Source organism: Pseudomonas sp. CCI4.2 (assembly GCF_034350045.1).
In the GTDB taxonomy this organism is placed as follows: Bacteria; Pseudomonadota; Gammaproteobacteria; order Pseudomonadales; family Pseudomonadaceae; genus Aquipseudomonas.
In genome coordinates this window covers 1,904,101-1,917,554 of sequence record NZ_CP133781.1, presented here as the reverse complement: position 1 = coordinate 1,917,554, position 13,454 = coordinate 1,904,101, and the positions used below count along the sequence as shown (strand labels likewise).

The window sequence follows — 13,454 nt, the reverse complement described above, 5'->3', positions numbered from 1 at the left end:
CGGTTAACACCTCTTCGCGGTGGCGATTTTGGTTGTCTGTTCGGGCGCATCTACAGCCCTGATGGAACGGGCCTTACCCTGAAAAAGGGGCGCATTATGCAGACGTAACAAGCCGTCTGCCAGAGTCTGCGCCGATTTTATGAAATTTGGGTGTCCGTTTAGCCCAGTTCGATGATTTCGTAGTCGTGAGTAATCTCGACGCCAGCGTTACCAAGCATGATCGACGCCGAGCAATATTTCTCAGCCGACAACTCGATGGCCCGCTTAACTTGGGCTTCTTTCAAACCGCGGCCCTTGACCACGAAATGCAGATGAATCTTGGTAAACACCTTTGGGTCTTCGCTGGCGCGCTCGGCTTCAAGAAAAGCTTCGCAGCTTTCGATCGCCTGACGCGACTTCTTCAGGATGCTGACCACGTCAAAATTGCTGCAGCCACCCAGGCCGATCAGCACCATTTCCATGGGCCGAGCGCCTAGGTTACGACCGCCGCTCTCAGGCGCGCCGTCCATCACCACCACATGACCGCTGCCGGATTCACCGAGGAACATGGCTTCGCCAGCCCATTGGATGCGTGCCTTCATCACCAAGACTCCACTGTTAAAAAAGGGTCGCCAGCTTAGCACAGGGCCACCCTTTCGCTGGATCTAGCGCTAAATGCCAAATCCAAATAACGACGTAGGAAATTTCCTAATTCTCGGCGATCTGTCCTGATAAGCTGCGGCAAATCACTGGCGCGGCCGATACCCAAAAGGATGACTCGTGGCGCAGTACTTTTTCGGGATACATGCATGGTCGCTTTAAGCCTTACACCCAAGATCAAGAATCTCGACAAGCTCCTTGCCCATTGTCAGCGCCGTCGCTACGCCGCCAAAAGCAACATCATCTGCGCGGGTGATCGGTCTGACTCGCTGTTCTTCATCATCAAGGGTTCAGTAATGATCATGATCGAAGATGATGAAGGCCGGGAGATGATCGTGGCTTATCTCAATGCGGGAGACTTCCTGGGCGAGCTTGGCTTGTTTGATCAGGTCGGACATGCGATTGAGCGCAGTGCGGGCGTGCGCACCAAGACCGAGTGCGAAGTGGCGGAAATCAGTTACAGCAAGTTCCGTGAAGTCACTCAGCAAGATCCCGACATCCTGTACGCCATCGGCGGCCAAATGGCCGAGCGGCTGCGCAACACCACACGGAAAGTCGGCGATCTGGCATTTCTCGACGTGACCGGCCGTGTCGCTCGTAGCCTGCTGGACTTGTGCAAGCAGCCAGATGCCATGACCCACCCCGACGGCATGCAGATCAAGATTACCCGTCAGGAAATCGGGCGCATTGTGGGCTGTTCAAGGGAGATGGTTGGCCGCGTACTCAAGGCGCTGCAAGAGCAGAACCTGGTAAACGTCAAAGGTAAAACCATGGTGGTATTTGGCACACGCTGAACGTCCTGATCGACGTTAAAACTCGTCGAGCATTCGTTGATAGCGCCCGGCCAGTTGTTCCAGTACGTCGGCTGCTGGGAAAGCTTCATGCAAGGCGATATGACTTTCAGCCCTTACGCGCTGTGGTTGCTCGCAAATCTGGTTGAACACATTCACCGCAGCGACCATGTCTTCACGTTCGTTATCCAGCAGCAATGCACCATGCGCCAGCACGACAGGACGTTGACCGCCTTGGCTTTGCCGCCAACGCTGGGCCGTACCCACCATTTTGCGGCCGTCGAGGTTGACGTTAAAACGCCCATCACAAAAAGCGCCCTCCACTTCCCCAACTGACGCCGCGCCACCCAGTGCGATCAACTCGTCGCAGATCGGCTGACACAAACGCACATAGGCGTTTTCGATTCGGTCTCGATCGTTGTCGCCGCGCGGCTGGGCGTACACCAATGCGATGTTCACCGTAGCGTGGGATTGCGGGACAGGCTCGCCACCGCTTTCACGCAGCAGAATCGGCCAGCCGAGGTCTGCCAAGGCTTCGGTAGCCGCATCGAAACCCACGAGGCGGCTCATTCGACGCGGCATCACCAAGGCGCGATCAGTCGGTCGCCAGAACAGCAAACCGAATTCGGCTTCGCCCGCACACACCGAGGCGAGCAAGTCTTGTTCGGCTTTAAGGCCTTCGGCAACGGTGGTTGGAATGACGGGGTTGTTCATGCGAATTTCCTAGTGCTTGTCACATCGTCTTCGCGAGTAACTCGCACACAGAGATACATGTTTTCCGTGGGAGCGAATTCATTCGCGAATGGCATCACGCAGTCTCTGAATTAATTACTAATCAACGGCCCACGCTCAGGAAAAAACAGTCGCTGCAATTCAGCCCCCGGATGTTCTGCACGCATGAACGTTTCTCCCACCAGGAACGAATACACCTCGCTGATTTCCATGAGCTCGACGTCCGCACGGTTGAGGATACCGCTCTCGGTGATAACCAAACGATCACGAGGAATACGCGGCAGCAGGTCCAGCGTGTTTTCCAGGTTCACTTCAAACGTGTGCAGATTTCGGTTGTTAACGCCCACCAGCGGCGTGTCCAAGGTCTTGAGCGCCCGCTCCAGCTCGTCGAGGTCATGCACTTCGACCAAAACGTCCAGACCCACGCTTTTAGCGACGGCGGCCAGTTCGGCCATCTTCGCGTCTTCCAGCGCAGCAACGATCAGCAATACGCAGTCAGCACCCAGGGCACGGGCTTCGATGATCTGGTACGGATCGATCATGAAGTCTTTGCGAATCACCGGCAGGGAGCACGCCGCGCGGGCTTGTTGCAAGTACACGTCGGCGCCCTGAAAGAAATCGACGTCGGTCAGCACCGACAGGCACGTAGCGCCACCGGCCTGATAGCTCTTGGCAATTTCCGCTGGAAAGAACTTTTCGCGGATCACGCCTTTGCTCGGCGACGCTTTCTTTATTTCGGCAATGACCGCAGGTTGTTTCTTCTTCGCCTGCTTGATCAGCGCATTGGCGAAACCCCGTGGCGCATCGGCCAACGCCGCTTGGCGCTCTAGCTCAGCGAGACTGACCAAAGCGCTGCGCGCGGCGATTTCTTCGACCTTTCGGGCGAGAATCTTTTCCAGAACCGTCGGCACACTCATCCTTCGTTCTCCTGTCTGAATACCGCAGTAAAGGCACCCAACTCTTCCAGTTTTTCCCGGGCCAGCCCGGTGTGCAGCGCATCGTGGGCCAGCTCTACGCCTTGTTTCAGCGTGTAGGCATGATCCGCCGCATAGAGCGCGGCGCCGGCATTGAGGACGATCATTTCGGCGGCTTTCTGACCGTTTTCAGTCTTGCGCCGACCCAATGCATCGCGAATCAACTCCAGCGAAGCAGCCGGGCCTTCCACGGTCAGGCCAAACAGACTTTGGCTTTTAATGCCCAGGTCTTCCGGCTGCACCCAATATTCGGTGATCTCGCCATTCTTCAGCTCGGCGACAAAAGTCGGTGCTGCCAAACTGAATTCATCCAGACCGTCTTGAGAGTGCACGACCAAGACATGCTTGCTGCCCATGCGCGACAACACTTCGGCCAACGGCCGGCATAACGCTTGGCTGAACACCCCAACCACCTGATGGCGGACACCAGCCGGATTCGTAAGCGGGCCGAGCATATTAAACAGGGTGCGCAGACCGAGGTCGCGTCGTGGGCCAGCAGCGAACTTCATCGCGCGGTGGTGGGACTGAGCGAACATGAAACCAATGCCAACGCTATCAATGCAGCGAGCGACTTGCACCGGGGTCAAGTTCAGATAAATGCCAGCCGCTTCGAGCAAATCAGCGCTGCCGCTTTTGCCGGATACTGCGCGGTTACCGTGTTTGGCCACCGTACAACCCGCTGCCGCAACCACAAACGCCGAGGCGGTGGAGACGTTAAAAATATTGGCGCCATCGCCGCCGGTGCCGACCACATCGACCACACCGTCGAGAGTCTTGAGTTCAACCTTGTCGGCCAACTCACGCATAACGGTGACCGCGCCGACGATCTCGTCGATGCTTTCGCTCTTCATGCGCATGGCCATCATGAATGCGCCGATCTGCGCCTCAGTGCATTGGCCGGTCATGATTTCACGCATGACGTCGCGCATTTCTTCCGTGCTCAAATCCAGCTGGTTAACGATACGATCCAGCGCGCCTTTGATATCCATAGCCATAACCTTACTCATAACCTTGAAGCCTCTTAAACCTGGCGAGTGCCGCCGGTTTGTTTGAGGAAGTTGGCGAACAGCTCATGGCCCTGCTCGGTCAGAATCGATTCGGGGTGGAATTGCACCCCTTCGACATTCAGCGTCTTGTGGCGCAAGCCCATGATTTCATCAACCGAGCCGTCTTGGAGTTCGGTCCATGCCGTCAACTCAAGGCACGCGGGCAATGTCTCGCGTTTGACCACCAGCGAGTGGTAACGGGTGACCGTCAACGGATGATTCAAGCCTTCGAACACACCAAGGTCTTCATGGATCACCGGACTGGTCTTGCCATGCATCACCTGCCGAGCACGCACCACGTCACCGCCAAACGCCTGACCAATGGCCTGATGCCCGAGACAAACACCGAGCAATGGCAACTTGCCGGCGAAGTGTTTGATCACTTCCAGCGAAACGCCCGCTTCAGTTGGGGTACAGGGGCCAGGGGAAACCACGATGCGTTCGGGGTTCAAGGCTTCAATTTCGGCAATAGTCAGCTCGTCGTTGCGGATCACTTTGACCTCTGCACCCAACTCACCCAGGTATTGCACGACGTTATAGGTAAACGAATCGTAGTTATCGATCATCAGCAGCATGTGATTAACCTCTTGAAGTACTGACTTTTAAAGCAACCCCTGGACGTTATCCGCTGGCTCGGCGCATGCACGCTGGTCACTGAAATCCATCCAGCGCAGGTGCTTTGGCAAGTCAATCGAAGGGCTATAGGTACAAGTCCGGCGTGGCCGGGAGGACACAGTCAGGCGCGCCAACGCCAACGGGCGTGAGCCTTGATAACGCGCATCAAGAATTTACTGACGATTAACAATGGAGGAGGTCTCATTTTCATACGTCCGGGCACATTAGCTTACCCAAGCACCGGGTGCAATATCGCCGTAGTGACGGGCCATTGAGCATTTAGCAACGACGTGAGGCGCAAGGCGGCCAAAGCTTTGCTACTTTCGTAGAGGTATAACTAAAACAACGACAAAAGGGGATCATAACAATGAATAAACAGGCGCTGTCCCTGCCGTTCGCCGCATGTATTCTTTCCCTGGCTTGCTCTCACGCTTTGGCAGCCCCTTCTCCCTACTCCACCATGTTGGTATTTGGCGATAGCCTGAGCGATTCAGGGCAATACCCTGACCTTACCGGCCCAAATCTCTCAGGTTTGCGTTTCACCAACCGCACCGGCCCAACGTTTCAAGACGGCAGTGGCGAGGCCTATGGACCGGTTTCGACCACCTTGCTCGGTGTGAAGCTCGGTATTGCGCCCCGCGACCTCTTGCCATCCACCTCACCGGTCAACGCCCTCCTCGGTTTAAAGGACGGTAATAACTATGCCGTCGGGGGTTATCGAACGGACCAGATTTATGACTCGATCACTTCCACCTCTGAAGTGGCGATTCCTGATGACCAGCCCGGCGGCGGCACGGTATTGCGCAGCAAGGACGGTTACTTGGTGGCGAACAACTTCCGCGCCGACCCCAACGCGCTGTATTTCCTGTCCGGTGGCGGCAACGACTTTTTTCAAGGACTGGTCGTCGATGCCACCTCCGCAGGCGTTTCGGCAGACCAACTGGCGAACAGTGCCCAGGCCCTGCAGCAAGCGGGCGCGCGTTACATCATGGTCTGGCTGTTACCTGACCTTGGCTTGACACCCGCGTCGTTTGGCACGCCAGCGCAAACGCCCAGCTCTCAGTTGAGTGCCGCGTTCAACTCCGAACTGGTTAATCGCCTGTCCCAGATCAACGCTGAAATAATCCCGCTGAACATTCCGCTGCTGATTCAGGAAACCTTGGCCAACCCTGCACGGTTCGGCCTGGATGCCAGCCAGAACCTGGTTGGCACCTGCTTCAACGGTGATGGTTGTACGGAGAACCTGGCCCACGGCCTAGACAGCGCAACACCTGATCCCACCAAGCTGTTGTTCAACGACAGCGTGCACCCGACGATTGCCGGGCAGCAGTTGATCGCCGATTACGCCTATTCGTTACTGTCTGCGCCGTGGGAAATAAGCCTGCTGCCGGAGATGGCCCTCGGAACGTTGAATGCCCATCAAGATGAACTGCGCAGCCAGTGGTTGGCCGACGAGGGTAACTGGCAAACCGTTGGGCAATGGCGCGCCATCGTTGCCGCTGGCGGTGAGCGCATGAACTTCGACGACCAGAACAGCGCCGCCAGTGCAAACGGTCATGGCTATAACTTGACCATCGGTGGCAGCTATCGATTTGCCGACGATTGGCGTGCGGGGGTTGCGGCAGGCTTCTACCGGCAACGGCTGGAAGCAGGCCCCCGAGATTCCGACTATTCGCTCAACAGCTATTTAGCCACTGCGTTCCTGCAATACCACGCCACCCACCTGTGGGCAGACGCAGCGCTGACCGGCGGCAAACTCGACTATCAGGACGCCAACCGTAAGTTCGCACTGGGCGTAGCCGAAGGCGAAGAGAAAGGCGATACCGATGGCAAGTTGTGGGCGTTCAGTGCTCGCTTGGGTTTCGACCTCGCCCACGTCAGTAGCGCTTGGCACTTGTCGCCGTTCATCAGCGCCGACTATGCCCATGTCGTCGTGAATGGCTATTCGGAAGACAGCGACCGCTCTACAGCGCTGACCTTCGATGATCAGCGACGCAATTCCCGGCGTCTCGGTGCAGGGCTTCAAGGCAAGGTTCAGGTAACGTCGTCGACACAATTGTTTGCTGAAGCAGCCCATGAACACGAGTTCGCCAATAATCAGCAGGACGTGACCATCGCGCTCAACAGCCTGCCAAACATCGACTTCACGCTGAACGGTTACAAACCAGAAAGCAGCATCAACCGCGCCAGTCTTGGCATTAGCCAGAAGCTGACTCAGGAGGTGTCATTGAGGGCGAATTACAACTGGCGCAAGGCCGACGACGTGACCCAGCAAGGGGTTGGTTTGGCGGTGAGTGTGGACTTTTAACAGAGAGGATTTCAGCCTTTGGGACCGAATTTATTCGGGAAACAGGCGGCGTGGTCCGTGTGACCCGCCGCGTTGTTGCTTTCCCGAATGAATTCGGTTCCACAGGGAATTGGGGTATTAAGGCTCCTGCTCAGCCAACGCTACGGCGCGGAACATCGCCCGGCGTTTGTTGAGGGTTTCTTCCCATTCAAGCCTTGGCACTGAGTCGGCAACGATACCACCCCCAGCCTGAACGTGCAGTTCGCCGTTTTTGATCACTGCCGTGCGGATCGCAATAGCGGTGTCCATATTGCCGTTCCACGCGAGATAACCTACGGCGCCGCCGTACACTCCACGTTTTACTGGCTCAAGTTCGTCGATGATCTCCATGGCACGGATTTTCGACGCACCGGACAAAGTTCCCGCAGGCAGAATCGCGCGCAGAGCGTCCATTGCCGTCAGACCACTTTTCAGCTGCCCGGTCACGTTGGAGACGATGTGCATAACGTTGGAATAACGCTCGATGACCATCTTCTCGGTCAGCTTGACCGAGCCGACTTCCGACACCCGACCGGTGTCATTACGCCCCAAGTCGATCAGCATCAGATGCTCGGCGATTTCTTTGTGGTCAGACAGCAGGTCCAGTTCCAGCGCCAGATCTTCTTCTTCGTTGGCGCCGCGCGGGCGCGTGCCAGCAATCGGGCGAACGGTGATCAGATTATCTTCGACCCGCACCAGCACTTCCGGCGAACTGCCCACCACGTGGAAGTCACCGAAGTTGAAGAAGTACATGTACGGCGTTGGGTTGAAGCAGCGTAACGCACGATACAAATCAATCGGCGCCGCTTTGAAATCAATCGACATGCGCTGTGACGGAACCACTTGCATCACGTCACCGGCAAGGATGTATTCCTTGATGGTATCCACTGCCCGCTCGTAATCCGCTTGGGTAAAACTGGAGCGGAAGATCGGGTCTGGCGCTTGCGGGCGGGTCAGGTCCAGCCCGCGACGGGGCGTGATCGGCTGACGAAGTTTTTCCATCAGCTCTTCAAGGCGCGCCTGACCGTTTTCGTAAGCGTTGGCCTCAGCCGGATCGACCAACACAATCGCGTGCATCTTGCCCGCCAGGTTGTCGAACACCACCACGGCGTCGGACACCATCAGCAAGATATCCGGTACCCCCAATGGGTCCGGGTTCGGGCATTTGCCCAGGCGTTTCTCGACATAGCGCACGCAGTCGTAGCCGAAATATCCCACTAACCCGCCGTTGAAACGCGGCAGTCCGGGGATAGTTGGTACGTTGTAGCGCGCCTTGAACTCTTCGACAAAGGCCAGCGGGTCTTCGCTTTCCAAGTGTTCGATTTCAACACCGTCCAGGGTCACGCTGATCTGTTCTTCGTGAACACGCATCACCGTACGGCATGGCAAGCCGATGATGGAATAGCGCCCCCACTTCTCGCCGCCTTGTACGGACTCCAGTAAGTAGGAGTTTGGCTGGTCGGCCAGTTTCAGGTAGATCGACAGCGGGGTGTCGAAGTCGGCAAGGGTTTCGTAGGCAAGCGGGATACGGTTGTAACCGGCAGCAGCCAAACGCAGGAATTCTTCGCGGATCATGATCAGCCTCGTGGCTTGAGGTAAACGGTCAGGTGTGCAAACGCGCCGGGGAGCCGGCCAGAATCAAGTCAGACGCGCCAACGCCAACGGGCCAGAGCCTTGATGACTTTCATCCAGAGTTTGCAGGTAACCACCACGATGGAATCTCTTTTAGGGGGGCAATTGAGGTCGGCCAACGTTAGCTCAGCCGCCGGATCTAAGCAACCGGGGAGCAGCTTGCGCAGGTCGTCGATGACCAACGCCGGCAATTCTTCTTCAATAGGCCGGCCGTGGTTGTAGCCATAACTTAGTGCTACACACGCAACGCCAGCCGCTTTCGCCGCCAGCACATCGTTGCGCGAGTCGCCGACAAACAGCGATTGGGAAGCCGGAACACCGGCCATCTTCATCACGAAAAACAAGGCCGCCGGATCAGGCTTCTGTTGTGGCATGGTGTCACCGCCAATGATCCAGCGGAAAAAACGCCCCAATTTCAGCTCGTCCAACAGGGGCGCGACGAAGCGCTCCGGCTTATTGGTGATCAGGGCCATCTCAACACCCTGCTTCTGCATCCACTTCAAGGTCTCGCGTACGCCGGGGTAAACCCTTGTCAGCGCATGACTGCCGGCATAGACCTCCATGAAAATCGCCAACGCAGCCTCGGTGTCGGCTTCACTGACGGCCGAATGGTCAAAATCATTGGCCAGCGCCCGGCGTACCAATACCCGCGCGCCGTTACCGATCCAGACTCGCACCGATTCGATACCGACCGGGGAACGTCCCAACGTGAGCAGCATGCTATCGACGGCGGCGGCCAAGTCGGGCACTGAATCGACCAACGTTCCATCCAGGTCGAACATTACCAACTTGGGCAAACGGCCGGGAAACAGCTGCTCGAAGCCACTCATGGACGAGCCAACGCCAATTCTGCACGCATTTTCTGAATGACTTCCTTGTAATCCGGGGCATTGAAAATCGCTGAACCGGCTACGAAAGTGTCAGCACCGGCAACGGCGATTTCCCGAATGTTATTCACGTTCACACCACCATCGATTTCCAGGCGAATGTCATACCCCGACGCCTCAATCAACGCCCGCGCTTCACGGAGTTTATTTAGGGTGCCGGGAATGAACTTCTGCCCGCCAAAACCTGGGTTGACGCTCATGAGCAAGATCATGTCGACCTTGTCCATCACGTACTCAAGCAGGTTAAGCGGCGTGGCCGGATTGAACACCAGCCCCGCCTTGCAGCCACCTTCACGAATCAACTGCAATGAGCGGTCTATGTGCAGCGTGGCTTCTGGGTGAAAGGTAATGTACGTGGCGCCGGCTTCAATGAAGTCGCCAATGATGCGATCAACCGGGCTAACCATCAGATGCACATCGATAGGCGCGGTGATGCCGTACTTGCGCAACGCGGTGCATACCATCGGCCCGATGGTCAGGTTCGGCACGTAGTGATTGTCCATCACATCGAAGTGCACGGTATCGGCGCCAGCGGCTAAAACAGTGTCCACTTCCTGGCCCAGGCGGGCGAAGTCGGCGGAGAGAATCGAAGGAGCAATAACGAAGGGCTGCATGACGCACCTTTTGAGCATAATCACGGTGGCGCGCATTGTACCTCATGACACATCGACAGCGCCCTGAAGTAGTGCAAGTGCCGATGAATGCGTTATCGACACACGTTTATCTCTTGGGAATCTCTGCACAGGCAAGCGGGTGATACGGACGATAGAAACCGCTTACTCGTCCTTTTTGCTGTAGCGATAGTCTTTAGGCAATTACACACAGGCGAGGGGGAATTGCCCTACGCGACTGGTCGGTTACGGCCTATATATATCTATTTTTTGTTACCTGAAACTTGCCCGGCCTCTCCACTATGCAGACCGGCCCATGTCCAATACCCCGAAATCCAGCCTGAGCAACTCCTTCCAGTTCCCGATCCGCAAAGCAGATGGCAAACCCTTTGCTGACGCCGAGCAACTGCATCAACTGTTGGAGAAAGAAACGTCGGGGTTCTACTTATTGAGCAAAAGCGGCTTCTGGCACGGCGGTATTCATATCAGCAATGAAAGCGCCCCGCACTGCGTCCACAACGAACCGGTGCGCTGCATCGCCGACGGTGAAGTGGTCGCTTACCGCTTGAATGCCGACTACCTCAACTCCCGGTTCGAGCAGAACTCAAGTGTCCTGCAACTGCAGTACTCCACCTCGTTTTGCCTGGTCCGGCATACCTATCAGTCACCGCCCAATCCCGAAGAAGGGCCCGACCACGGCAAGCAAAACAGCCTGACCTTTTACAGCCTGTACATGCACCTGCTGCCCTTCGAACGCTACCCGAATGACGCCCGACCTACGCCAACCGCGTGCAAGTCGGTTTCGGCGACCGCGCAGCCCGCAATGTGCCCTTGGGTGAACCCGGCAGTAAAAAGATCGGGGTGATCCTCGCTGGCAGCGTGTTCGACATTCTTGAAGAGCGAGAAGGCGCCGAAGGCTATCGCTTTGCCAAAGGCCGCCTTGTCTGGGCACCACCCGACGGCCCGTTCAATCCCGGTGCAGAACTCTGGTTTGCCAGTCATCAACACGGGCAACCCATCAGCCCAGATAACTGTCGGTTGCTGTTGGCCAAGGTGCTGCCACCTGCGCGAGCCCGACCTGTGTATTGGCAGGGCATGGTTGAAGCCCGCGTGCGGCAGTTCCACGGGCTGGACATGCATCGCGCCCCAGAGAATAACGAACCAGGCGCCAGCTACGGCGTGCGGGAACAATTACCTTCGGGATATCCCTTCCGTTTTGATAACGCACACACCGTGTTGGTCAACACACCAGATGGCACCAGACGGCCTATGGCGCGCTGCACCATTGCCCCGACAACCATCAGAGGCGAGCCTCTCATTCAAGCGTTTTGGGCCTACGTTGATGACATTGAGGTTGAAGACCCGCGCATCGAACCGGTCGGTCTGGACACCATTATCGTTCCCGAAAAACCGATCCCGATCAAAGCCGGCGCCCCGGTGGGCTACCTTGGGTTGTACGAAACACCCGCCGAAACCGGCAAGACATCCAAACACCAAGTGCATTTGGAAGTCTTCACCTGCGACCCGAACCTCGACGCTTTTCTCAGCAACGAAGCCGGTCTCAAACACGGCAAGCAATACCTCCACGTACCCAAACTGCAACCGGACATCGTGGCCCAAGACACCGAAAGCGAGCTCCGGAGATTTCTGTTTCAAGACCATGTGTTTGACCTGAACAAGTTGCCGGTCGTAAAAGACAAAGACGGCGCCCTGGCCTACAAGATTAACGTCCAGGAAAAGGTCCCTACCCCCAAAGCGCCGATCCGTAATTTTGAAGCATTGATCAGTAAACAAGGAGTACAGGACGGCACAACCAAGGCCCAGATCGTCAGTCAACACGACTTCAAGGCGCTTGGCTTCAAGATCGTTGAGCAAGGTGCCAATAGCTGCAGCCCGTTGATTTCGGGGAAGGTGTGTAATTTCTATAAACACCTGCACGCTTTGGCCGACGTCAATCACGACGGAAACGTCAGCGCTGAAGAACTGCGGGTAACACTGAGAAACCCCGCGTTCAGAAATCGCTGGTCAAAACTCATCACCCACCACCACACCGAATGGCAAACCACCGCCGACGCTGCCAACTGGCAAGCGTTTCGGAACCGTCTGAGTCACGACCCTGAGTGGCTAAGGCATGAGAGTGAGCGGATTAATAATTTGGTGTTTTGGGATGAAGTGGCGGAGAAAGTTGGGCTGCCGGAGGATGGGCGGGTTTCTTATTTTCATCCGGTGGAGTTTGTTGGGGCGTTAACAGCCGCTAAACAATGCTCGTGTACGAATAATATCACTGACGCTCAGCTACAGTTAATTACACCATCAACATCAAAACAAAAGATAGAAGCGTATATAGACTCCATCAATGAAATGTTTATAAAGTTTAACTTCGACAAATGCATTAGTCGTGCTCATATTTTGGCGCAGATACTCCACGAAAGCGGCGGACTTAGATTTACAACTGAAGGACTTCCAAGTGGAGCCCCGCAGCCCTCCTACTCTCCATATATAGGTCGAGGATTATTACAAATCACTTGGGAGGAGAATTATAGGTTATACGGACTATATGCAGGAGAGAATTTTTTAGGCAATCCTAACTTCACAAAAATGTCCGAGTTGCCTCATTGTGTATTTTCTGCCGGTTGGTTCTGGTCTTACTATAAGAAATTAACTAAATTTTCAGATTCAGATGATTTTATATTTTGTACCGCTAAAATTAACGGTGGATTCAATGGCTATGACGATAGATTAAACTATCTAAATAAAGCGATTGAAGTGCTTGACATTAGCAACTGCACAAGACTTAACAAAAGAAAAACTTATGACTTAAGAGATAGCGAAGCATTTAATAATGCGAAATTTTCTTTCGCTTGGGGATTTTGGAGCGATCCGTTAAGCAGAGCGCACGGCAAGACCAAGGATAAAATACAAGCAATTATCGGGTACACACGTTTCTTGGAACTATATAATTCAAATGAATCCGTCCGCGGCAATAGTACTACTACATACTACGGTGCAGGCAGAAAATCACCCCAAGCGAAGCTCTACGCGGAAGCGCGCATAATCTCATTAGAGACTTCCTTGTGAGATATAACTACATTGCAACACTACTATTGATTTTTGCTAATCCTGCTTTCTCATGTGCAGACAAGCAACTAGGGAAACTCTGAAAAAGGTTTTCAAATCTGGTGAAATGTCCCCCATCACATG

General features: G+C 55.4%; 12 protein-coding genes. 4 read left to right on the top strand and 8 right to left on the bottom strand.

Going from position 1 to position 13,454, the window contains the following annotated elements; translation table 11 throughout:
- Positions 1–158: 158 nt before the first annotated feature.
- Positions 159–581 carry an OsmC family protein gene (locus RHM65_RS08550; RefSeq protein WP_322166357.1) on the bottom strand — a complete coding sequence of 141 codons (423 nt, stop codon included), beginning with the start codon at positions 579–581 and terminating at the stop codon, positions 159–161.
- A gap of 207 nt (positions 582–788) precedes the next feature.
- On the opposite strand from RHM65_RS08550, the gene crp reads away from it, so the two are divergent.
- The gene (gene crp / locus RHM65_RS08545) at positions 789–1,433 is read left to right on the top strand and encodes a cAMP-activated global transcriptional regulator CRP (protein WP_322166358.1); all 645 of its coding nucleotides are present in this window, start codon (positions 789–791) and stop codon (positions 1,431–1,433) included.
- A 15-nt stretch (positions 1,434–1,448) separates the two neighbouring features.
- Here the strand turns inward: crp and RHM65_RS08540 are convergent, their stop codons facing one another.
- The 4 genes from RHM65_RS08540 to RHM65_RS08525 all read right to left on the bottom strand — a co-directional run bounded on the left by RHM65_RS08540 (position 1,449) and on the right by RHM65_RS08525 (position 4,757).
- A complete protein-coding gene (locus RHM65_RS08540; protein WP_322166359.1) occupies positions 1,449–2,144 on the bottom strand; it encodes a lipoate--protein ligase family protein in 696 nt (231 codons plus the stop codon).
- A gap of 110 nt (positions 2,145–2,254) precedes the next feature.
- Positions 2,255–3,079, bottom strand: coding sequence for an indole-3-glycerol phosphate synthase TrpC (gene trpC / locus RHM65_RS08535; protein ID WP_322166360.1), 825 nt, complete (start codon positions 3,077–3,079; stop codon positions 2,255–2,257).
- Positions 3,076–4,125: an anthranilate phosphoribosyltransferase gene (trpD, locus tag RHM65_RS08530; protein WP_322185277.1), complete on the bottom strand. Its 1,050-nt coding sequence runs from the start codon at positions 4,123–4,125 to the stop codon at positions 3,076–3,078. Before trpD ends, trpC begins: the two co-directional genes overlap by 4 nt.
- Before the next feature lie 32 nt (positions 4,126–4,157).
- Positions 4,158–4,757 (bottom strand): aminodeoxychorismate/anthranilate synthase component II, encoded by a 600-nt coding sequence (locus tag RHM65_RS08525; RefSeq protein ID WP_322166361.1) that lies wholly within the window; start codon positions 4,755–4,757, stop codon positions 4,158–4,160.
- A 407-nt stretch (positions 4,758–5,164) separates the two neighbouring features.
- Between RHM65_RS08525 and estP the strand changes: the two genes are divergently transcribed.
- The gene (gene estP / locus RHM65_RS08520) at positions 5,165–7,105 is read left to right on the top strand and encodes an esterase EstP (protein ID WP_322166362.1); all 1,941 of its coding nucleotides are present in this window, start codon (positions 5,165–5,167) and stop codon (positions 7,103–7,105) included.
- Positions 7,106–7,222: 117 nt separating this feature from the next.
- Here the strand turns inward: estP and trpE are convergent, their stop codons facing one another.
- The 3 genes from trpE to rpe form a co-directional block, all read right to left on the bottom strand.
- Complete coding sequence (trpE, locus tag RHM65_RS08515) at positions 7,223–8,698, bottom strand: anthranilate synthase component I (protein ID WP_322166363.1); 1,476 nt, start codon at positions 8,696–8,698, stop codon at positions 7,223–7,225.
- Between the two features lie 68 nt (positions 8,699–8,766).
- A complete protein-coding gene (locus tag RHM65_RS08510; RefSeq protein WP_322166364.1) occupies positions 8,767–9,585 on the bottom strand; it encodes a phosphoglycolate phosphatase in 819 nt (272 codons plus the stop codon).
- Positions 9,582–10,256, bottom strand: coding sequence for a ribulose-phosphate 3-epimerase (gene rpe / locus RHM65_RS08505; protein ID WP_322166366.1), 675 nt, complete (start codon positions 10,254–10,256; stop codon positions 9,582–9,584). Before rpe ends, RHM65_RS08510 begins: the two co-directional genes overlap by 4 nt.
- A gap of 313 nt (positions 10,257–10,569) precedes the next feature.
- Between rpe and RHM65_RS08500 the strand changes: the two genes are divergently transcribed.
- Together RHM65_RS08500 and RHM65_RS08495 are read left to right on the top strand one after the other, a co-directional pair.
- Positions 10,570–11,118: a hypothetical protein gene (locus RHM65_RS08500; RefSeq protein ID WP_322184716.1), complete on the top strand. Its 549-nt coding sequence runs from the start codon at positions 10,570–10,572 to the stop codon at positions 11,116–11,118.
- Positions 11,043–13,331, top strand: coding sequence for a hypothetical protein (locus tag RHM65_RS08495; RefSeq protein ID WP_322184714.1), 2,289 nt, complete (start codon positions 11,043–11,045; stop codon positions 13,329–13,331). Before RHM65_RS08500 ends, RHM65_RS08495 begins: the two co-directional genes overlap by 76 nt.
- Positions 13,332–13,454 lie beyond the last annotated feature (123 nt).